At 62.7% G+C, this 22,481-nt stretch carries 15 protein-coding genes; 9 read left to right on the top strand and 6 right to left on the bottom strand.

What is annotated here, in order from left to right:
* Nucleotides 1–48 precede the first annotated feature (48 nt).
* The 3 genes from garL to F759_RS0111645 all read left to right on the top strand — a co-directional run bounded on the left by garL (nt 49) and on the right by F759_RS0111645 (nt 4,034).
* Entirely contained in the window at nt 49–855 is an 807-nt protein-coding gene (gene garL, locus F759_RS0111655; RefSeq protein WP_027800009.1) for a 2-dehydro-3-deoxyglucarate aldolase, read from the top strand.
* Between the two features lie 43 nt (nt 856–898).
* Nucleotides 899–1,813, top strand: a complete 915-nt coding sequence (locus tag F759_RS0111650) for a 2-hydroxy-3-oxopropionate reductase (protein WP_084534241.1) — start codon at nt 899–901, stop codon at nt 1,811–1,813.
* Between the two features lie 307 nt (nt 1,814–2,120).
* Entirely contained in the window at nt 2,121–4,034 is a 1,914-nt protein-coding gene (locus tag F759_RS0111645) for a glycoside hydrolase family 28 protein (protein ID WP_244438814.1), read from the top strand.
* Between the two features lie 200 nt (nt 4,035–4,234).
* On the opposite strand, the gene ilvD is transcribed toward F759_RS0111645, so the two are convergent.
* From ilvD to F759_RS0111630, 3 genes are all read right to left on the bottom strand, one after another.
* On the bottom strand, nt 4,235–6,094 hold the full coding sequence (gene ilvD / locus F759_RS0111640) for a dihydroxy-acid dehydratase (RefSeq protein WP_027800006.1): 1,860 nt from the start codon (nt 6,092–6,094) through the stop codon (nt 4,235–4,237).
* A 290-nt stretch (nt 6,095–6,384) separates the two neighbouring features.
* Nucleotides 6,385–7,683 (bottom strand): MFS transporter, encoded by a 1,299-nt coding sequence (locus tag F759_RS0111635; protein ID WP_027800005.1) that lies wholly within the window; start codon nt 7,681–7,683, stop codon nt 6,385–6,387.
* A 29-nt stretch (nt 7,684–7,712) separates the two neighbouring features.
* Nucleotides 7,713–8,573 (bottom strand): NAD-dependent epimerase/dehydratase family protein, encoded by an 861-nt coding sequence (locus F759_RS0111630; RefSeq protein ID WP_027800004.1) that lies wholly within the window; start codon nt 8,571–8,573, stop codon nt 7,713–7,715.
* 599 nt (nt 8,574–9,172) lie between these two features.
* On the opposite strand from F759_RS0111630, the gene F759_RS0111620 reads away from it, so the two are divergent.
* The 4 genes from F759_RS0111620 to F759_RS0111605 all read left to right on the top strand — a co-directional run bounded on the left by F759_RS0111620 (nt 9,173) and on the right by F759_RS0111605 (nt 12,857).
* Nucleotides 9,173–10,597, top strand: coding sequence for a cytochrome ubiquinol oxidase subunit I (locus tag F759_RS0111620; protein WP_027800003.1), 1,425 nt, complete (start codon nt 9,173–9,175; stop codon nt 10,595–10,597).
* A gap of 24 nt (nt 10,598–10,621) precedes the next feature.
* Nucleotides 10,622–11,626: a cytochrome d ubiquinol oxidase subunit II gene (gene cydB, locus F759_RS0111615; RefSeq protein ID WP_027800002.1), complete on the top strand. Its 1,005-nt coding sequence runs from the start codon at nt 10,622–10,624 to the stop codon at nt 11,624–11,626.
* Nucleotides 11,601–11,753: a hypothetical protein gene (locus F759_RS43285; protein WP_167334020.1), complete on the top strand. Its 153-nt coding sequence runs from the start codon at nt 11,601–11,603 to the stop codon at nt 11,751–11,753. The genes cydB and F759_RS43285 overlap by 26 nt, the downstream gene beginning before the upstream one ends.
* Nucleotides 11,754–12,095: 342 nt before the next feature.
* Nucleotides 12,096–12,857 carry a response regulator transcription factor gene (locus F759_RS0111605; protein WP_027800001.1) on the top strand — a complete coding sequence of 254 codons (762 nt, stop codon included), beginning with the start codon at nt 12,096–12,098 and terminating at the stop codon, nt 12,855–12,857.
* Nucleotides 12,858–13,180: 323 nt separating this feature from the next.
* On the opposite strand, the gene F759_RS0111600 is transcribed toward F759_RS0111605, so the two are convergent.
* A complete protein-coding gene (locus tag F759_RS0111600) occupies nt 13,181–15,118 on the bottom strand; it encodes an ATP-binding response regulator (RefSeq protein ID WP_027800000.1) in 1,938 nt (645 codons plus the stop codon).
* Nucleotides 15,119–15,459: 341 nt separating this feature from the next.
* Between F759_RS0111600 and F759_RS0111595 the strand changes: the two genes are divergently transcribed.
* Nucleotides 15,460–16,251: a hypothetical protein gene (locus F759_RS0111595; RefSeq protein WP_027799999.1), complete on the top strand. Its 792-nt coding sequence runs from the start codon at nt 15,460–15,462 to the stop codon at nt 16,249–16,251.
* 177 nt (nt 16,252–16,428) lie between these two features.
* The gene (locus tag F759_RS0111590; RefSeq protein ID WP_027799998.1) at nt 16,429–19,839 is read left to right on the top strand and encodes an alpha/beta fold hydrolase; all 3,411 of its coding nucleotides are present in this window, start codon (nt 16,429–16,431) and stop codon (nt 19,837–19,839) included.
* Nucleotides 19,840–19,849: 10 nt separating this feature from the next.
* Here the strand turns inward: F759_RS0111590 and F759_RS0111585 are convergent, their stop codons facing one another.
* Together F759_RS0111585 and F759_RS0111580 are read right to left on the bottom strand one after the other, a co-directional pair.
* A complete protein-coding gene (locus F759_RS0111585; protein WP_027799997.1) occupies nt 19,850–21,271 on the bottom strand; it encodes an FAD-binding oxidoreductase in 1,422 nt (473 codons plus the stop codon).
* Nucleotides 21,272–21,298: 27 nt separating this feature from the next.
* Complete coding sequence (locus F759_RS0111580) at nt 21,299–22,273, bottom strand: isopenicillin N synthase family dioxygenase (RefSeq protein WP_027799996.1); 975 nt, start codon at nt 22,271–22,273, stop codon at nt 21,299–21,301.
* Nucleotides 22,274–22,481: the final 208 nt, after the last annotated feature.

Below are 22,481 nucleotides of genomic sequence, written 5' to 3'. Positions count from 1 at the left end.
CACATCGTCGGAACTAACCCGATCCATTACCGTTCGAGGAAAACGTTCATGCCAGCCGCGCCCTGCCAGCCCTATCAGTCTCTACCCAACGGTTTCCGCCAGGCGGTGCGCGGAGGCGAAACTCTGATCGGCTGCTGGGCCTCGCTCGCGAGTCCGATCGTCACCGAACTGCTCGGCGTGATCGGCTTCGACTGGATGCTGCTCGACGCCGAACACGCACCCAACGACGTCCTCACGCTGATTCCGCAACTCATGGCGCTCAAGGACAGCCGCAGTGCGCCAGTGGTGCGCCCGCCCGCCAACGACAGCGTGGTCATCAAACGGCTGCTCGACAGCGGGTTCTCGAATTTCCTCGTGCCATTCGTCGATAGCGCCGACGACGCGGCACGCGCCGTCGCCGCCACGCGCTATCCGCCGCAGGGTGTTCGCGGCGTCTCGGTGGGCCACCGCGGCAACCGCTACGCGACGGTACCCGACTATTTTGACATGGCCAACGACAACGTCTGCGTCATCGTGCAAATCGAGAGCCGCAAGGCGGTGGACGGCATCGACGATATTCTGGCTGTGGACGGCGTCGACGGTGTTTTCGTCGGCCCATCCGATCTCGCGGCTGCCTACGGACATCTCGGCGACGCCGCGCATTCCGACGTGCAGCAGGCGATTGCGCACGTCTTCGAGCGCGCGCAGGCCGCAGGCAAGCCGAGCGGCATTCTTGCACCGGTGCAAGCCGACGCCGAACGCTATCTCGCGATGGGCTGCCACGTCATCGCGGTCTGCGCCGACCTCGGGCTGCTGAGGAACGCCGCGCAGACGGTTCACCATCACTTCATGCAGAAACCGGCGGGCCAAGCCTGAGCCAGGGCTAATCAGGCACTAACCCAGCACGAGCGTGGCCGCCATGACATCTCCGGAGCATTCCATGCAAAAAGCAGGCTTTATCGGACTCGGCATCATGGGCAAGCCTATGGCCGCGAATCTTCTCAAGAACGGCGTCACGCTCACCGCCTTCACGCGCAGCGGCGTGCCCGACGATCTCACCCAAGCCGGCGCGCAGGCTTGCGACAGCCCTGCCGCGGTTGCCGCACAGGCGGACGTGATCTTCATCATGGTGCCGGACACGCCGGACGTCGAACGCGTGCTGTTCGGCGAAAAAGGACTCACGAGCGGCTTGCGCGCAGGTCAGACGGTGGTCGACATGAGCTCGATTTCGCCGATGGCCACCCGCGAGTTCGCAGCTCGCGTACGGGAAACCGGCGCGGATTATCTCGACGCGCCCGTGTCGGGCGGTGAAGTCGGCGCGAAGGCGGGTTCGCTCACTATCATGGTCGGCGGCGAACAGGCCACTTTCGACAGCGTCAAGCCGCTGTTCGACATGATGGGGAAGAACGTCACGCTGATTGGCGCAGTCGGCGCGGGACAGGTATGCAAGGTCGCCAACCAGGTGATCGTCGCGGCCACCATCGAGGCAGTCGGCGAGGCGCTGCTGCTCGCATCGAAAGCCGGCGTGGATCCGGCTCGCGTGCGCGAAGCGCTAATGGGCGGCTTCGCGTCGTCGCGCATTCTCGAAGTGCATGGCGAACGTATGACGAGGCGCACTTTCGACCCGGGCTTTCGTATCGAGCTGCATCAGAAGGATTTGAATCTCGCGCTTCAGACCGCGCAGACGCTCGGCGTCTCGTTGCCGAATACCGCTACCTGCCAGGCGCTTTTCAACGCGTGCGTTGCCCACGGCGGCAAAGCGTGGGACCACTCCGCGATGGTGCGCGCGCTTGAAGTACTCGCCAATCACGAGATCGGCCAGCAAACAGCCTGATTCGCTACGCGCATTCCCCTCGCGCCGCTTTGCCCGTTCGATGCCATGAATGGATAAAGCGGCGCGTATTGCGTTCTGGTGCTGTACAAGCCGACAAATTCCCTTCATTCCTTTCACTTATTAAGGATGACTGACTGAACCCAGATGGTCGCAATGAACCGCGTATTTTCGAGCATCGACGATTATTCACAAGGCCCTGAAGGGCAAGGAGACATTCGTGGCAATCCAACATAAAAACAGCAGCACGCGGACGGCATCGACAGACCCTGCTCACGCTGAGCCTCCTTCACCGGGACGCCGCGCCTTCATGGTGCTCGCCGGAACCTCGGCAGGCGCGACGCTGTTCGGCGGCTTGTCCGCATGCGGCGGCTCGGGCAGTTCCGGCCCGACACCGGAAGATCCGATCTGGGGCAGCGCTGGCGCCGCGACGCAAATCATCGCGTCGCTCGCCGGCGTTACCCAGTCGATGTTCCCATCGCGCGACTTCGTCGTCACGCAGTACGGTGCGCAGCCGTGCGCCGTAGTAGCCGCGACGAATCCATACACGGGCACTTCGTCGCCAGCGAGCCCTGGCTCGAATCAGACCAACGCGCCTTCGTCGTTCGACTCGCGGCCCGCATTTCTCGCTGCGATTCAAGCCTGCAATGCGGCCGGCGGCGGCCGCGTCGTGGTGCCCTCCGGCACCTGGTATTGCGCGGGGCCAATCGTGCTGCTGAGCAACGTGAACTTCCACCTCAGCGCCAATTGCACGATCTACTTCAGCCCGAATCCGGCGGACTATGCGAAGGACGGCCCGGTGAATTGCGGCGCGAACGGCAACCTCTTTTACAGCCGCTGGCAGGCAAACGATTGCCTGAATTACGGCTCGCCCGTCTACGCGCGTAACCAGAGCAACATCGCGCTGACCGGAGAAGACGCGACCTCGGTTCTGAACGGCCAGGCAATGACGCCGTTCTCCGGTTCCGGCAACACGGCCACATGCTGGTGGACTTTCAAGGGTTCGAACGGCGCGTATGGTTGTGTGAGTTCGTCGACGCCATCGCAGGTATATCGGAATCCGAACAATGTGGATCTGCGGACTGCCGCACCCGGCATTTCCGACGCGCTCTACGCACAGCTGACGAGCCCCACGACGCCCTGGCAAGAGGATCAGAACTACTTGCCCGCACTGTCAGAAGCAGGCGTTCCGATTGCGAAGCGCATCTTCGGTATCGGCCATTACCTGCGTCCGTGCATGGTCGAGTTTATTGGCTGCACGAATGTGCTGATGGAAAACTACTGCACGAACAACACACCGTTCTGGCAGCATCATCCGACCGATTGCAGGAACGTCGTGATTCGCGGCGTGACGACCAACAGCATCGGCCCGAATAACGACGGTTTCGACCCGGACGCGTGCAATAACGTGCTCTGCGACAACGTGACATTCAACACCGGCGACGACTGCATCGCGATCAAGTCGGGCAAGGACCTCGATACGCAATACGGTCCCGCGCAAAACCACGTGATCCAGAACTGCACGATGAACAGCGGTCACGGCGGCATTACGCTCGGCAGCGAAATGGGCGGCGGCGTGCAGAACATCTACGCGCGCAATCTGCAAATGCTCAATCAGAACTGGGCGACCAATCCGCTGAACATCGCGATCCGCATCAAGACCAATATGAATCGCGGCGGCTTCGTGAAGAACTTCTATGTCGACAAGGTGACGCTACCCAACGGCGTCGCATTGAAAGGCGGCGGCTACGGCAGCGCGCTGCTCCCCGGCAGCCCGATCAACGGCACTGTGCCGCTCGGCGTGGCCACCGCGAGCGCAGCCAATCCGTCTGCGGCCCAAGGCGGCCTCATTACATTCGACTGCGATTACCAGCCCGCCAATGACGCGATCAGAACGCGGCCTGCCGTCGTGCAGAACGTGAACATATCGAATGTGCAGGCGAGCAACGTCACGGTCAACGGCGTCACCGCTTCCTGCTTTCAGGCAATCGTCGCGCAAGGGCCGGTTGCGTTCGACTACAACGGGCCCTCCCCTGCGCCGACAATCCCGCCGATCACGGGCGTCATCATCTCCAACTGCAACCTGGGCACCGCGGTTTGCGCGGGACCAGCCACGTCGACCACGCCGGGGCCGATCTATGCGTACAACGTCAACGGAATCACGTTGAAGAACGTCGTGATCGGCTCGACGACGTACAACACGAATGTGACTGACCAGCGCTAAGCGTCGGACGCGGCGCGGGCTTTCGCTGCGCCGCGTTCCGGCGTCGCCGTCGGCTGGTCACAGACTCACACGCTCACACGCTCGCCGGGTGCCTGGTGGCAGCGCCGCACGTCCCGAATCAGCAAACATCGAGGCACAAAAAAACCGCTCCGAAGAGCGGTTTTTCTGCGAACCAGAAACGGGCGAAGCCCCTGGCGAAATCAATCATCGAGCAGCGACAGATCGCGCACCGCGCCCTTGTCGGCCGACATCACCAGCTTCGCGTACGCCTTCAGCGCGGCCGACACCTTGCGCGGACGCGGCTTGGCAGGCTTCCACCCTTTCGCGTTCTGCGCTTCACGGCGGCTCGCCAGTTCGGCGTCAGACAGCAATACGTCGATGGTGCGGTTCGGAATGTCGATGCGGATCTTGTCGCCATCGCGCACGAGACCGATCGCGCCGCCCGCCGCCGCTTCCGGCGAGCAGTGACCGATTGACAGACCCGAAGTGCCGCCCGAGAAACGGCCGTCCGTCAGCAGCGCGCAGGCTTTGCCGAGGCCCTGCGACTTGATGTAGCTCGTCGGGTAAAGCATTTCCTGCATGCCCGGGCCGCCCTTCGGGCCTTCGTAACGCACGATCACGACGTCGCCCGCCTTGACCTTGCCCGCGAGGATGTTCTCCACCGCCTCGTCCTGCGATTCCGTGACGTGAGCCGTGCCTTCGAACACCAGAATGCTTTCGTCGACGCCAGCGGTTTTCACCACGCAGCCGTCGAGCGCGATGTTGCCGGTCAGCACCGCGAGGCCGCCTTCCTTTGAAAACGCGTGCTCGTAAGAGCGGATGCAGCCTTCGGCACGGTCGAGATCGAGACTGGGCCAGCGCGTGTTCTGGCTGAACGCAATCTGCGTCGGAACGCCGGCCGGACCCGCCATGTAAAAGGTTCTTACCGTTTCGTCCTGAGTGCGGACGATATCCCACTGATCCAGCGCGTCTTTCAGCGTCGGCGCGTGCACCGTGGGCACGTCCGTGTGCAGTTTGCCGGCGCGGTCAAGCTCGCCGAGGATAGCCATGATGCCGCCCGCGCGATGCACGTCCTCGATGTGATACTTGTTCGTATTCGGCGCCACCTTGCATAGTTGCGGCACGACGCGCGACAGACGGTCGATGTCCGTCATCGTGAAGTCGATCTCAGCTTCGCGCGCGATTGCCAGCAGGTGCAGGATCGTGTTGGTGGAACCGCCCATCGCGATGTCGAGCGTCATCGCGTTTTCGAACGCATTGAAGCCCACTGCACGCGGCAGCACGCTCGCCTTTTCCTGCTCGTAGTACTCGCGCGCCAGTTCGACGATGCGGCGGCCTGCGCGCTTGAAAAGTTGCTCGCGGTCCGCATGCGTCGCGACGACGGTGCCGTTGCCCGGCAGCGACAAGCCGAGCGCTTCGGTCAGGCAGTTCATCGAGTTAGCCGTGAACATGCCCGAGCACGAGCCGCAGGTCGGGCACGCGGAGCGCTCGACCTCGGCCACATCGGCGTCGGAATAGGCTTTGTCGGCGGCAATCACCATCGCGTCCACCAGGTCGAGTTTCTTGAATTCGATGGTGCCGGTCTTCGGATTGGCGAGGCGCGTCTTGCCGGCTTCCATCGGGCCGCCCGACACGAAGATCACCGGAATGTTCAGGCGCATCGCCGCCATCAGCATGCCGGGCGTGATCTTGTCGCAGTTCGAGATGCACACCATCGCGTCGGCACAGTGCGCATTGACCATGTATTCGACCGAGTCCGCAATGATGTCGCGGCTCGGCAGCGAATACAGCATGCCGTCGTGGCCCATTGCGATGCCGTCATCGACGGCGATGGTGTTGAACTCCTTGGCCACGCCACCCGCAGCCTCGATCTCGCGCGCGACGAGCTGGCCGAGATCCTTCAGATGCACGTGTCCGGGCACGAACTGGGTGAACGAATTGACCACCGCAATGATCGGCTTCGAGAAGTCTTCGTCTTTCATGCCGGTGGCGCGCCACAAGGAGCGCGCCCCTGCCATGTTGCGGCCGGCGGTGGAGGTTTTGGAACGGTATGCGGGCATCGTGATGGTTGAATGAATATCGCTTGAAAGAAGCGGGCCAAGGGAGTGGAGGCCCCTCGAACGCCCGTGCGAACAACCTTTTGAGCCGCGCCTCGGGCAAAGCGCGCAATTATCCCACAGGCCCCGACAGCGTGCGGCTCACACGCGCGGCCTTGAAGCCTTTGCACGGAACCCTGCTGTGATGTGTGAAGGCGACTCGCCAAACAAAGAGCGGCGCCCGAAGGCGCCGCATCCGTCTATAGGCTCACGCGAACATCACGCCGGACGATGCCGGCGGAGTTCATCGCCGGTTACTTGACGGGGACCGCATCGCCCGTCTGCGACCAGCGCGGCTCTGCCGTCTTGTCCGCGCTTTTCGCGAGCAGGCACACGACGCCCGCCGCAATGATGTCGAACACGGCCAGCACGACGAAAAGCGGACTGTAGCCGACCTGAGTCACCAGCACGCCAAACAATGCGGTAAACGCCGCAGCGCCGAGATAGCCGGCCATGCCGCCCATGCCGGTCGCCGTGGCCACTTCGTTCTTGCCGAACATGTCGGAGGTGATCGCGTACAGCGCTCCCGACAAGGTCTGGTGCGCAAAGCCGCCCACGCACAGCAGCGCAACGGCCACATACGGACTCGCGACGAGGCCCACGCACGCCGGTCCGATCATGCACAGTGCGCCGACCACGAACACCATCTTGCGCGACGTGAACAGCGAGACCTTCGCATACTTATGAAATAGCGGGCTCAAATAGCCGCCGAGCACGCAGCCGATATCCGCTGCAAGGAACGGCATCCATGCGTAGAGCGCGATTTCCTTCAGGTTCATGTGGCGCTCGGTCATCATGTAGAGCGGAATCCACGCGTTGAAGGTCTGCCATGCCGGCTCGGACAGAATGCGCGGAATGCCGATCGCCCAGAAGTCGCGGCTGCGCAGCATGGCGAACCAGCTGCGCTTGGGCGCGCCCGCGTCGCTGTGCTTCGCTTCCTGGCCGCTGAGGATGTAGTCGCGCTCTGCGTCGCCCAGCAGTTTCTGATTGCGCGGATGCTTGTACAGCACCATCCACACGACGCTCCAGACAATGCCCGCTACACCGACGATCACGAACGCCAGTTGCCATTCGCCGTGCAGCAGCGCCCACACCACGAGCGGCGGCGCCAGCAACGCACCGATCGACGAACCGATGTTGAACCAGCCGATCGCAACCGAGCGCTCCTTCGCAGGGAACCACTCGCTGGTGGCCTTCACGCCGGCCGGAATGCCGGCGGCTTCGGCAATACCGAGCAGGCCGCGGAAAAATGCGAGGCTGCGCCATCCCGTCGACCACGCCGCCGCCGCGCATGCGAGCGACCACGCCAGCGCGAACGCGGCAAAACCGATCTTGGTGCCGACCGTATCGAGCAGGAAGCCCGCGACCGGCTGCATGAACGCATAGCAAAGCTGCCACGCGACCACCACGTGAGCGTATTGCTCGGTCGTGATGTGCAGGTCTTTCATCAACGTCGGTGCGGCCACCGACAACGTATTGCGCGCCAGATAATTGATGATGAGCCCGGCCGCGACCAGACTGACCATCCACCAGCGGATGCCCTTGATCTTCATTGCTGCGTCTCCTCGTAATACTCGAACTGTCACGACGGCCGCGCCGCGGAAGCGGCCGCGTTGCCGGTGCCCGCGCCGGTGCCCGCGCTGCTATCCGCGTCCTCGCGCGAATAGTCGATGCCGACAAAGCCGCCGCCCTGGAAGCGCTGACCCAGCGCATCGAGCGGATTCGGGCGGGCCAGAATTTCCGCGGCGTAGTCTTCGGCGTTTTGCGTCGGCCGGTAGCCAAAACGCTCGGCGCCGCTGTTGTCCCACCAGCTGCGCGTATTCGCCGACACGCCCCACACGGTGATGAAGCCCACGTCCTCTGCTTCGATGCAGCGGTCGAGGAAATGCATCAGGTCGGCGTGACCGAACCAGGTGCTCAGATGCCGCGGCTCGGTCGGACGCTCGAGACAGCTGCCGATGCGCACGCACACGCTCTCGATGCCATGCTTGTCCCAGTACATGCGCGCAAGCGCTTCGCCCCACACCTTGCTCAGACCATAGAAGCCGTCCGGGCGCAGTTCGCAGTCGAGGCTCAGGCGCTCCGTCACCGAATACATGCCGATTGCGTGATTCGAGCTTGCGAACACGATGCGCTTGACGCCATGCCGGCGCGCGCCCTCGTAGACCTCCACGAGACCGCGCAGATTGTTTTCGATGATCTCGGGCAGCGGACGCTCCACGCTCGTCCCGGCGAAGTGGATCAGCACGTCGACGCCGTCGAGCAACCGGTCGACTACCGCTGGATCGCGCAGATCGCCGTGCATCACATCCTCACCTTCGACGAGCGGTGTCAGCGGCTTCGAGCCGGCCGCCGAACGCAACGGCGTGCCGCGCGCAATGAACGCAGCGCGCACGACCGAGCCAAGCTGGCCTCCGGCGCCACTCAGGGCAATCTTCTTCATAGGGATTCCTTTACTGCACCCGCTCGCGAGCGGCGTGGATCGATTCACGCGTCGGCTTGGGTGGGGTCGTCTGCGATAAGACCGATGTTGTACGATAACGTACTATCTACGATGCGCAAGCGGATTTCAACTAGGCATTTACCCGTATTCATGATGCCGTCTTCGAAGCTGTCGCCGGCCAAAACACACCGCGAGGACCGGTTATTTGTGCGATGTCGTATAACATAGCCCTATCAACCTCTGATAATTTCGCCACGCGCCCAACAGCCACTGCCACGGCGTTCGCCAACGCAGTCAGCCGGCGCCGGCCTCGCTCTGCCTGACGCGACAGCGTTGCTGCGACGCGGTCGATTGACGCAGTTTTGCGCTACTGCGTCAAACCGCACAGGAATAAACAATAAGAAAATCCTGATACGCGTCAACAGTTTGCAACGCACAAAGGGCCCAACCGCGCAAAACAACGCGGTTTTTTGACGCACGTCGCACCGCAGCATAAACCTCGCACTTCCCCTAATCTTCGGCCATCTGCGAAACGCAGTGCGCACCGACACCGGTCGACGCGCGTAGTCCGCCCACGCGGCATCACGCACTTCACGATCATGAACTCCGCAATATCGGCATTCGACCTCGCCCGCATCCAGTTTGCGTTCACCGTCTCTTTCCATATCGTCTTTCCGGCGCTGAGCATCGGCCTCGCGAGCTTTATCGCCGTGCTCGAATGGCGCTGGCTGAAAACCGGCAAGGCGTACTACAAAGACCTCTGCCTCTTCTGGTCGAAGATTTTCGCCGTAGCCTTCGGCATGGGCGTGGTGTCCGGCGTCGTGATGAGCTATCAGTTCGGGACCAACTGGTCGGGCTTTTCCAGTTTCGCCGGTCCCGTCACCGGACCTCTGTTGATGTACGAGGTCATGACCGCGTTCTTTCTCGAAGCCGGCTTTCTCGGCATCATGCTGTTCGGCTGGCAGCGCGTGAGCCCGCGCGCGCATTTCGGCGCGACGCTGATGGTCGCCATCGGCACGCTGATCTCCACGTTCTGGATCCTTGCGTCCAATAGCTGGATGCAGACGCCGCAAGGCTTCGAAGTCGTGAACGGCCGGGTCGTGCCGCTCGACTGGTTCAAGATCATCTTCAACCCGTCGTTCCCGTACCGGCTCGCGCATATGGCGCTGGCGGCGTTTATCGTCGCCGGGCTCGTCGTGGCAGCGGTGGGCGCGTGGCATCTGCTGCGCGGACGGCGCGACCCCGCCGTCAAGAAGATGTTTTCGATGTCGCTGTGGCTGCTGCTGATTCTCACGCCGATCCAGGCGTTCGTCGGCGATCAGCACGGCTTGAACACGCGCGAATATCAGCCGGCGAAGATCGCGGCAATCGAAGGTCTGTGGGACACGGAGAAAGGCGGCACCGCGCTGAATCTGTTCGGCATCCCCGACATGCAGGCGGAAACCACACGCTATGCGGTGTCGATCCCGCACCTCGGCAGCCTGATCCTCACGCATAGCTGGGACGGCGAAATTCGAGGTCTGAAGGAGTTTCCGCCGCAAGACCGGCCCAACTCGACGGTCGTGTTCTGGAGCTTTCGCATCATGGCCGGGCTCGGCGTGCTGATGATCGTAATGTCGGTCGCCGCATGGGTACTGCGCCGCCGCGGACGCCTGTTCGAATCGAAGTGGTTTCAGCGCGTCGCCGTGGCGATGGGCCCGAGCGGCTTCATCACGCTGCTCGCGGGCTGGGTCACCACGGAAGCCGGCCGTCAGCCGTGGGTCGTGTACGGCGTGATGCGCACGTCGCAGGCCGTGTCGCCGCTCACCGCGCAACAGGTCGGCATTTCGCTGATGGCGTTCGTGGTCGTCTACTTCCTCGTGTTCGGCACGGGCATCTACTACATGCTCAAACTGATGCGTTCGGGCCCGGCGCTGCCCGCACACACGCCGCACGGCGTGCCGGATCACTCGCCGGAATGCACGCCAAACCAGACCGCGCGCCGCCCCTTTTCGGCCGCCGATCAGATGATCGACGCCGCCTAACCCCGATCGCTTGCGAGAAACAAAATGGACGTAACCGTAGTGTGGGCCGCGATCATCGCGCTGGGCCTTTTCATGTATGTCGTGCTGGACGGCTTCGATCTCGGCATCGGCATCGTCTTTCCGTTTTTCCCCGACGAGAAGGAACGCGACCTGATGATGAACACCGTCGCGCCGGTCTGGGACGGCAACGAGACCTGGCTCGTGCTCGGTGGGGCCGCGCTTTTCGCCGTCTTCCCGATGGTGTACTCCACCGTGCTGTCAGCGCTGTATCTGCCGCTGATCTTCATGCTCGTGTGCCTGATCTTTCGCGGCGTGTCGTTCGAGATTCGCGCGAAGGCGAACCGCACGAAGCATATGTGGGATCTGGCGTTCATCGGCGGCTCGGCGGGCGCCACGTTTTTCCAGGGCATCGTGCTCGGCGCATTTCTGCAAGGCATTCCGGTGATCGACGGCGCTTATGCCGGCGACGCGTTCGGCTGGCTCACGCCGTTCAGCCTGCTGACGGGCCTCGGGCTCGTCGTCACCTACGCGTTGCTGGGCTGCTGCTGGCTGATCGCGAAAACGGAAGGCGACTTGCAGCGCCGCCTGCATCGCGTGGTATGGCCGCTGACTGTCGTGCTGCTCGGCTTCATCGCGATGGTGAGCCTGTGGACGCCGCTGCAAGACCCGAACATCGCGCAACGCTGGTTCCATGACGGTCTGTTTTACCGGCTGCTGCCGGTGCCGTTCATGGTCGCGGCGTGCGCGTTCTTCATGCGCCGCGCCGTGCGCGAGCGGCATCACAACACACCGTTCGCGCTCGCGCTGCTGCTCGTGCTGCTCGGTTACGTGGGGCTGCTGGTGAGTCTGTGGCCGTATGCGATTCCGTCGAGCGTCACGCTGTGGGAAGCGGCCGCGCCACGCTCCAGCCAGACGTTCACGCTGGTCGGCGCAGCGGTGATTCTGCCGATCATCGTCGCGTACACGACGATGGGTTACTGGGTATTTCGAGGCAAGGTGCGTCATGGCGACCAGCATCATTATCACTAGGTCCGCGCGCAAGCTGCCGGGCTGGCTCTGGTTCATCGCGCTGTGGTGCTTGGGCGTAGGCTCGGCGATGTCGCTCGGCTTCGCCTTCAAGCTTCTGATGAATGCAACGCTGTTTGCAGTGAAATGACGGCTTACCCCGCGTGCGCTCATGCGGTTTAATCCGGCTCGCATAAGCTTCCGGATACGGTCGCCGCGGCTTCAAAAACAGCGCGCGCGGCTCGTCTACGTAGCAAGCCGGAACCGTAGCGCGAGTGAGACCTGCCTACAAAGACGTAGATAAAAACGTGGCGCCGGCGATGCCACAATCAGAGAACGACCGGCGCGGCGAGCCTCAAGGCGCGCCGCGCCGCACCGATCGGCTTATGATCACGGGGTAGCCGGCAATGATGCGATTCACGACCATAGAAGTAAAACAACACCCAGCAACGGCGGTAGTCCACAACGCGCAAGCCCGACTCGTGGAGACATCATGAAGTTTCTTGTGGCGGACGACCATGAACTGATCCGGCAAGGCGTCAAGGGAATGCTCCGCGGACTCGACGCCGACGCCCAATTCGACGAAGCCGATACCTGGGAAACCCTGGCCGCGGCCGCGCGGCCCGATGCCGATCACGATCTCGCAATCGTCGATCTGCATATGCCGGGCATGAGCGGGGCGTCGTCGCTAGAAGTATTGCTGAAGGCGAATCCCGCGCTGCCGGTGGTGGTGCTTTCCGCCGAAGAGTCGCCCGACGAAATGCGCGCGGTGCTCGCCGCAGGCGCGCTCGGCTTCGTGCCCAAGCGGCAGCCCGCGAGCGTGATGCTGAAGGCGATTGAACTCGTGTTGTCGGGTGGCGCATATGTGCCGATGGAAGCGCTGAGCCTGCTGGGTTCGCGCGATGCGCAGCAATCCGCGGATGGGTGTGCAGAGCGCGTCGGCGCCGCTGCATCGCAGGCGACGGCAAACACGGCCGGGCAAAGCACGGCGACGCTGACCGAGCCGATTGCGCAGCTTCAGGCGTTGCAGCCGCATCAGCAGCATTTGCTGGAAAACTTGTCACCGCGTCAGCAGGACATTATGCGGCTCGTACATCGCGGCTGGACCAACAAGATGATCGCGCGCGAACTCGGAGTGGCCGAGGGCACGGTCAAGGTGCATCTGTCGGTGATCTTTCGGGCACTCGGCGTGCACAACCGGTCGACGGCAATCGCGGTGATCAACGGCTGGCTGGAAGCGGGGAAAACGCTGTAGCGCTTGCGGGCTACCAACGGTGACGGGGTGGCGTGCAGGGGTTGTCGTCGGCGGTTCGTGGAGTTATTCGCGGTTGCGCCTGCTGAGTCGTGCTTGCTCCGCGTCCCTCGTGCTTGCTGCTGCCCGCTTGTGCTTGCTCCTGCTGTGTCGTGCTCGTTGGCGCTCGTTCGCGTTCCTTCCCGCTCGCTCCCAATCTGTCGTACTCGTTTCGCGCTTTGTCGTAGTCCTCGCGCTTAGGCTTGCCCGCGGTCGCTCGCGGCGATGGCGGCTCGTCACAACGCCGCGCCGCCGCGATCAACTCGCGACCTCCTCGCTATCCGCACCTATCCTTCCTCTTGCGATGCACTTTGCGGACGATGTCGCGCTTCGATTCGCGCAGCGCCAGGCGAGGTAATCACCTGATCGGCGCCCGCGTCCTTGCTCAAAACGGTCCCTTCACGGCCCGCCTCCGCGCTCTGACCGACGGGCAAGTCCACTGCGGCACCCGGCCGTCCCTTATCGAGCTCCGCCTGTTGCCACAGCATTTCAAGCGTGCGCCGCAAGCGCGCCGCCGTGACCGGCTTGTGCAACACCGGAATGCCTTGCAACGCGAGTGCCGCGAGCTCGGCCGACGCCATATCGCCCGTAATCAGCAGCATCACCACGCCTTCGTGGCCCGCGCGCGACAGCATGCTGCGCACCGCAGTAAGCGCCTGCGCGCCGGTCCTGTGATTGGCCAGTTGATAATCGCAAAGCACCGCGTCGGGCACGAAACCGTCCGCGAGCGCGGCCAGCGCAGCGGTCTCGTCGCGGGCGCCGCGCACGGTGCAGCCCCAGCGACCGAGCAAAGCTGAGAGGCCTTCGAGAATCGACGGTTCATCGTCGATGCACAGCACGCGCCGCCCTTGCGCCGACGTTCCACCCGCGGCCGCTTCGTTCAGGCTCGCGACAATGCCACTCGCGTCACCCGCCTGCACCGGAAAGCGGAACACCGAACCGCGGCCCGGCGCCGAGCGCAACTGCAATTCGCCGCCCAGCATGCTGACGAGGCGCTTCACTGTCGGCAGTCCAAGGCCGTGCCCCTGACGCGCATCGCGCTGCGGGTTGGCGACCTGATAGAACTCCTCGAAGATACGCTCGTGCTCCTCGGCCGGAATGCCGATGCCCGAATCGCGCACCTCGATATAGCCGCCCGCGGTTCGCCCCGCGCGCCGGACACCGAGCCAGATCGCGCCTTCTTCCGTATAACGCACCGCGTTCGACAGCAGATTGCTCAGCACGCGTTCAAGCAGCACCGGATCGTCGTAGACCACCATCGGCGTGGGCGCGATTCGCAGCGCGAGCCCTTTCGCCGCCGCCTGCGGCCGATACTGGCTACCGACCCGCTCGAACAACTCAGAGAGCCGGAAATGCAGACGGATCACTTGCGTCACGCCGCTTTCGAGCCGCGCCAGATCGAGCACCTGGTTGAACAACTGATTCAGCGCTTCCACGTTATAGACGATGTGCTCGGCGGTCTTCGCATGCTGCGCGGGCGTCGCTGCGGAATCGTTGAGCGACGCCGCGAGCAGGCCGATCGCATGCAAAGGCTGACGCAAATCGTGGCTCGCCGCCGCGAAAAAGCGCGTTTTCGCGAGGCTCGCTTCTTCGGCGACATGCTTCTGCACTGCGAGCGATTCCGCGAGGTACTGCTGATCGACGCGCGCCTGCACCACCTGCTGGAACAGTTTTCGGTAGCTAAGCGCATACACGTTGATCGCGCAAAAGAAAAACGCGAGGACGATGGCAAGAATCGTGCGATCGAACGTATGGGTGCCGAAGTGCAGCACGATCGACGGAAACAGCAGGAATGGAATGGCCGTGACGAAATTCAGCATGTCGAAGCCATTCGACATGAAGACGCCCGCTGCGAGCGTGACGAGCATCACCGTGTGCAGCAGCGGCAAATCGCTCTGCGGACTCTGGAATGCAAACCAGATTGCGATGCCCGGCGCGCTATACAGCAGTACGCCGCGCACGGCATGCAGATTGATCCAGCCGCGCGGCGACACGAGATGCGGATAGCGCCGGTTGCAGATCCACAGCGCAAGGCCCGCGCAATTGGCCGCTGCATAGAATCCGAAGCAGGCAATGAAAAGCGGCGGCGAGGGAATCGCCGGCCAGTAGATCGCCACCAGCACCGCAATCGAAAACCAGTGCGAGAAGAAAGCAATCGGGTCTTGTGCGTACAGCACGCGCACCAGGTCTTCGTCGATTGCACGCTGGATCGGGTCAGCCCGCATCGCGCGGTCTCCTTGTCGGGCACGGCAAATTCGGTGATGTCGCGCGAAAGCCCGGCGCTCGCGTGAAGCGCGGCCCGGCGTGTGGCGCACGCGCCTGCATGGTCTGCGGCAACGCGGCGGCGCCGTGCAACCGCTTTCTCATCAGACGAATGAGAGGCGATCTGTCGGATGGTTTACCCGGCAGTTTACCCATCGGCTACGACTTAATCCATATAGGCGAAGCCGGCGTCGGCGACCATACTGCTTTCACAACACCGCGCGGCCGCAACGGATCTATCGTCAACTCTTCGCCTGCAGTCGAGGCTCACCGCGCTTCTTGCCTTACCCAAATGGAGGCTTCCATGGGCGCAGTTCCGAGCCACGAGTTCGTCCGCAATTTCGACGATGCGATCCTGCCCGATCTGTGGCGCCGTCGTACGAAGCTGTCCGCCGACGAAATGGTGTCGATGGTCGAACTAGTCAAGCGGGCGTTGCGCACATATCACCCGCTCGAGTTGCAGGCACTCGGCGAAGATAAGGAAGAACTCATCGCGCAGTTCATTTATTCCAAGGTGCTGCGCCTCGCGCCCGGTCATACGGAAACGCGCGCCTGCGCCGACAGCGCGCCGTCCAACGGCTACGCACTGTGCGCGTATTTTCGCCGCTATCTGATCGACTGCCTGCGCAGCGCCGGCCATCAGCGCAACGTGTCGATGGAAACCGACGGCATGGCGCAGGAAATCGATCTGCATGCCCAGGCATTGGAAGACCCGGTGCAAAGCGTACTGCTCCAATACGGTCTCGACGAACAAAGCGTGCGGCTCGCGGCGCGTGCTTTTATCGAACGTCTCGACGAACCCGAACGGATCGTGCTGGCCGGCAGCCTCGGCTGGTGCTCGGAAGGCAAAGGCGGATTGTCGGCGGTTGCGGCCCAGCATCGTGTGCCCTCGTATCATTATCGCGCCGTCAAACTCGGCGTCACGATGAAAAAGACGGCCAGCGCCGACGATTTTTCCAATACGAAGATCGGCCGCTGGCTCACGGACGTGCTCGGCATCGAAATAGACATCGACAATCGTGGCGCCATTCTGCTTGCGCTGAACCTGCTTGCGGCCGAATCGAGCGATAGCGAAATGAATGAAGTGGCCGCGTAAGAGGCCATATCGACGGAAAAAAACAGAGCGTGCAACGAACGCCGCACGGCGCAGCGCCCTGATGCGCCTTTTTTTGTCATCGTGTAGCGCCTACGATAAAAAAGCCGCGGCACGCGCCGTCTTCCTTCCGCAGTCCTGCTGTCTTTCCTGCACCGATTCCTGACGAGGTGGTCCGGTATGAACCGCTTATCGAGCGCCGTGACGGCGATGAAATCGCACTACGAAGTGGTCGTGATCGGTTCCGGTTACGGCGGCGCCATCGCGGCGAGCCGCATGGCGCGCGCGGGCCGCAGCGTGTGCGTGCTCGAACGCGGGCGCGAGTTCATGGCCGGCGAATTCCCACGCACGCCTTTTCAGGGCGCCGAGCAGATCCAGTACAACACTGCGCTGGCGCAAATCGGCTCGCCACTCGCGCTGCTCGAAGTCCATGTGAACGACGACGTCAACGCGGTGGTCGGCTGTGGTCTGGGCGGCACTTCGCTGATCAACGCGAACGTCGCGTTGAAGGTCGATCCGCGCTTATGGGACGACGCGCGCTGGCCCGCCGCGTTACGCGACGATCTGGCCGGCCGCGACAAGGGCTATCAGCGTGCGTGGGACATGCTGCAACCGTCGCCGGTCCCAAGCCGCTTTCGCGAGTTGCCGAAACTGCTGGCGCTCGGGAAATCCGCCGAGGCGCTCGGCATGGGGGATCGCTTCAGCACGCCGCCGGTGACCGTCACGTTCGAGGACCGCACGAATGCGGCCGGCGTCGCGCAGAAAGCCTGCACCGGCTGTGGCGATTGCAACTCGGGCTGTAACTACGACGCGAAGAATTCGACGCACATGAACTATCTACCCGATGCCGTCGCGCACGGCGCGCAGATTTTCACGGGAGCCGCGGTGCATTCGGTCGTGCGCAATGCCGACACGCAGAAGTGGCAAGTCGCCTATCAGCTTGTCCGCCTCGGCCGCGAGAGCTACGACGCGCCCGATCTCTTCGTGAGCGCTGACATCGTGATCGTGTCGGCGGGAACAATCGGCTCCAGCGCATTGCTTTTGCGTTCGCGCAACGAGGGTTTGGGCGTATCCGGCATGCTCGGCCAGCGCTTCACCGGGAACGGCGACGTGCTCGCCTTCGCGTACAACGCCGACGACGTGATCAACGGGGTCGGCTGGGGCGCGCATGTCGAGCGCGATATTCCCGCAGTCGGACCGACCATCGCTGGCCTGATCGACCATCGCAATACCGCGAATGTAAAAGACGGCTTCGTGATCGAAGAAGGTTCGCTCGCGGGGCCGATCGGTGCGGCGCTCGTCGGCATGCTAGGCGCCGCTGCCCCGCTCGCGGGCGTGGATGTTGCGGGGCCCCGCACAGTGGCACAGCAGATTGCGTACGACGCGCGCGTTGTCGAAGGTTTCCTGCATGGTCCCTATCGCGGCGCGCTCAATCATACGCAGAGCTATCTCGTGATGGCGCACGACGACGAAAGCGGCCGGATCAGCGTGAACGAAAAGGGCCGGCCGCGCATCGCGTGGGAAAACGCCGGCAAGCAGCCGATTTTCGCGACCGTCGAGGAGACACTGAAGAAAGCAACGGTGCCGCTCGGCGGCAAATACTTGCGCGATCCGATTTCGAATGACATCTTCGGCAACCGGACCGTGACCGTGCATCCGCTTGGCGGCTGCGCGATGGGCGAGGACGCGGAACATGGCGTGGTCGATCATATGGGCCGCGTTTTCAGCGGCATGACCGGCACAGATGTACACGAGGGCATCTACGTGATGGACGGCGCCGTGATGCCTATCTCGCTCGGCGTCAATCCGCTGTGGACGATCTCCGCACTCGCCGAACGCAATTGCGCGCTGCTCGCCGCATCGCAGGGGTGGAGCATCGACTACGATTCGAAGGGCACGGCCGCTGCACCGCCCGTGCAAAAAATCGGGCTGCGCTTCACCGAAACAATGGTCGGCCATTACACAGCGGCTGGGGCGAACGAGGCCGCCGCAAGCCCGATGGCCTTCACGCTCACCGTGGAATCGGACGACCTTGCGAATATGCTTAGCGATCCGAATCATATGGCAAGAACCGCCGGCACGCTGACCTGCCCCGCCCTCTCCGCGCAGCCAATGACGATCACGGACGGCACGTTCAATCTCTTCGTGGCCGACCCGGACGATGTTGACGAGCGCAACATGAACTATCGAATGACGCTCAATTCGGCTGAAGGCAAAGCCTGGTATCTGAGCGGGCAAAAGATCATTACGCGAACGTCGCCGCTCGAGTTATGGGAGCAAACGAATACGCTGTATGCGCAAGTTCGTGAAGCGCCGTCAATGGATGCGCCGGCTATCGGCAGCGCGAAGCTGATCATTACGCCGCAGAACTTCCTGAAGCAGCAGCGCACGCTCGAAGTCACCAATGCACCCGATTTGAAAACGCGTCTCGAATGGACGCTGAAGTTCGGCAAGTACTTTGCAGGTGTACTGTTCAGCGAATATGGCGGTGTGGCCGCGCCGTTGCAGTACTACGACCCAAATGGGGCGCCACGCCTGAAGCGCGCATTGCGTGCGCCAGCGCCGCAAGTCTTCTTCTTCGATACGTCGGACGGCACGCGTTTGCGGCTCACGCGCTACGTCGATCCCGCCCGCAAGAACGCGCGCCCCGTGTTGCTGATTCACGGCTCAGGCGTGTCGAGCCGCATTTATTCGACGGACCTGATCGGCACCAACCTCGTCGAATATCTGTGTGCCGCGGGCTACGACGTGTGGCTCGTCGATCTGCGCGTGAGCATCGAAATGCCGAGCGTGCTGGTGCCGACCAATGTCGATAAAGTCGCACTGGAGGACATTCCCGCAGCGGTCGCAAAGATTCGCGAAGTGACAGGCGCAGTGGAGATTCAGGCGCTCGGCCACTGCATGGGCGGCCTCGCGCTGAGCATGTCGCTAATGGCGGGACTCGAAGGCGTGCGCTCGGCGGTGATATCGCAAGTCGCCGTGCATCCGGTGCCCGGCCGGCTCGGGAGGATCAAGGCGGGCCTGCATATTCCCGACATCATGCAGCACCTCGGCGTGACCGACCTCACTGCATATACGGAGGACGAAAGATGGCCGCACAATCTGTTCGATGAAGCGCTGCGGCTCTATCCGATAGATCATGACGAAGGCTGCGGCAACCCGATCTGCCATCGTGCAACTTTCATGTACGGCCTGCTTTACGAACATGCACAGGTGAGCGAGACGCTTCATTCGAACTTGCAGGAATTGCTCGGCGTGCATGACGTCGGCGTGTTCAAGCATCTGGCCGCGATGGTGCGCGCGGGCAATGTCGTCGATGCGCAGGGCGACGACGTCTATCTGAAAGGCGCGCGCGGTATGAAAGGCCTGGAAGGCATGCGCATTCCGATCGGTTTCATTCACGGCGACCGCAACGAAACGTATGTGCCGCAAAGCACCGCACTCACCTACGAAATGCTGGTCAACGCGTTTCCCGAGCAGCCTTATGAGCGATATCTGATCCCCGGCTATGGGCACATCGACTGCGTATTCGGCAAGAATGCGGCGGTCGATGTCTATCCGTCCATTGCGCGTTATCTGAATGCGCATTAACGCCGCAGCGTTAGAACAGTTTGCCAGGATTCAAAATGCCGTGCGGATCGAGCGCATGCTTGATCGCTGCCATTGCCGCCAGTTCGGCGGCCGAGCGCGAGATCGGCAGGAACTCGCGCTTGAGCAAACCGATTCCATGTTCCGCCGACACCGACCCATGCAGCGGCCCGAGCATTTCATAAACGAACGCGTACACCGCATGATGATCGACGCCCGGAATCGAATGGCCATCCACCGTCACATGAAGATTCGAATCACCGATGTGGCCGAAGAAATATGATTCGTTGCCGGGCCAGCGTTCATTCAACGCCGAGCGGCAGCGCTCGACAAAATCGCCGATCACGCTGATCGGCAGGCTCACGTCGAAGTTGATCGCGTCGAGTCGCGCCGGAAATTCGACGGTGCATTCGCGAATTGCCCATAACGCGCGCGCGTCGGCCATTGATTGCGCGATTACCGCGTCGCGGATTGCGCCTTGCTCAAGCGCGTCGGTGAGCGCGGCGGCAAAATGCTCACCGTCGTCGCTGGCATCGAAACTCGCGTGTTCGATCAGCGCGTAGAGCGGATGCGAGCCGTCGAACGGCGAGCGTGCGCCCGTCAGCTTCACGCCGAAATCGTAGAAATCCGGCCACATGATTTCGAATGCGCCGATGTCGTTGCCGAAACGCGTCGCCAGACGCCGCAGAAGATTGACGGCTGCATCATAGCCGTCGAGTGCGACGAGCGCCGTGTGACGCGCGGCGCGCTGCGGATGAAGCCGCAGCACCGCGCGCGTGATGACGCCAAGCGTGCCTTCCGAGCCGATGAACCAGTGCTTCAGGTCATAGCCCGTGTTGTTCTTGACCATCTTGCCGAGCGATGTCAGTACGTCGCCATTGGCCAGCACCACTTCGAGACCGAGCACCTGGTCGCGCGCGGTGCCCGACTGGATCACGCGATTGCCGCCCGCATTGGTCGCGAGATTGCCGCCGATCTGGCACGAGCCGCGCGCGCCGAGATCGAGCGCGAGTTCGAAGCCGGCTTGCGCCGCTGCTTCCTGCGCGGTTTGCAATGTAGTACCGGCGCGTACGGTCAGCGTGGCCGAAGCCGCATCGATTTCCTCGACGCCGGTCAAGCGTTCGAGCGACAACGCAATATCCGCAGCGCGCGCAATCGCGCCGCCGGCGAGCCCTGTCATACCGCCTTGCGGCACCACCGGCTGACAGGCCGCGTGGCAAATGGCGAGTGCACGAGAGACCTGGTCTGTGCTTCGCGGCAACAGCAATGCGGCGGGCCGCATGGGAGCGTGGCGTGTCCAGTCGGTCAGCGCGCGTTCGCCGATCTCGTCGCCTACGCGCACCGCTTCGTTGCCGAGCGCGGCACGCAACGCTTCGAGCGTCGCGGCAAGCGGCGCGGTGCGGTTTTGCGCGCTCGCGTTACCGTTATCCGTCATGCAGTTGTCCTTTGCGTGTTAGTTAGCTCAGGTGGCTTTAGCGGCCTGCTTCTTCCGATAACCCATTGAATCGTTGATACGCCCGAGAATATAGTCGCCCGCGGCCACAGGCTGATACTTCAGATCGTCCGCGCTCGCGCCGAGATCGCGCGGATCGACGATTGCGCCGTAGGTCGGATCGTAGAACGTCGCGATCGAATAACGCTCGCGCCCGGAGGCATTGATCACGCGATGCAGCGTCGAGCGAAAACGATCGTCGGTCCAGCGCGCGAGTAGATCGCCGACGTTCACGACGAAGCTGCCCTCGACAGGCGGCGCATCGACCCACGTATCGTTGGCAATTTCACGCACCTGCAAGCCACCCACCTGGTCCTGCCACAGCAGTGTGATGCAGCCGTAATCAGTATGCGGCGCGACACCGAACTGATCCTCGTCCAATTGAGGCGGCTGCGGCGGATAGTAGACCATCTGCGTGCGCTGCATCCGCTTCGTATAACGCGGCGCGAAAAAATGTTCATCGACGCCAAGGCTTACCGCCACCGCGCGCAGCAGATCGGCGCCGCATGCGCCCACCGCTTCATAGTAGCCGTACAACGCGGGACGCAGTTCGGGCATGAAGTCCGGCCAGTTATTCGGTCCGCGCAGCGCCTGTCCGGCGAGCACATCAGGATCGTCTTCCGGCAATTCGAGCCCGATGCTGAAAAACTCCTTGTAATCGGGGCGTTTCGCCTGATACATGGTCGCGTCGCCAAGCGCATTGAAACCGCGATGCCGATGATTGACCGCCGCGCGCCGTTTGATCTCGGGTGCAAACGCGAAGAACGTGCGCGCGGCCTGTGCCGCGGCGTCGATCGTCGCTTGCGGCACGCCGTGATTGACGATGTAGAAGAAGCCGATCGTCGTGCAGGCTTCGCGAATTTGCCGCGCCACGCGCTGCAACGCATGCGCCTCGCCCGCGCGAACGCCGGCAAAGTCGATGAGGGGAATACGGGTCACAGGCATCGCGTTGCTCCGTGAGAGGACCGACGGGTTCGGCGGGATCGCCATGTCATTGCAGTGGTATATACCGCCAAAGGCGCGCTCGCAAGTGCGCGAGCGGTGCTTCATATAAGGGCTTTTCTCTACTCGTGCGTTTATTTATTTCGCGCGAAAACTGCGGTATATACTGCCTCGCATGACTTGCGCCGAGCGCTTTCGTGCGAGCCTCGCT

Origin of the sequence: Paraburkholderia dilworthii, from assembly GCF_000472525.1 — a bacterium.
Lineage (GTDB): Bacteria > Pseudomonadota > Gammaproteobacteria > Burkholderiales > Burkholderiaceae > Paraburkholderia > Paraburkholderia dilworthii.
The sequence above is the reverse complement of the archived record's forward strand: the minus strand, read 5'-3'. Positions and strand labels throughout refer to the sequence as shown.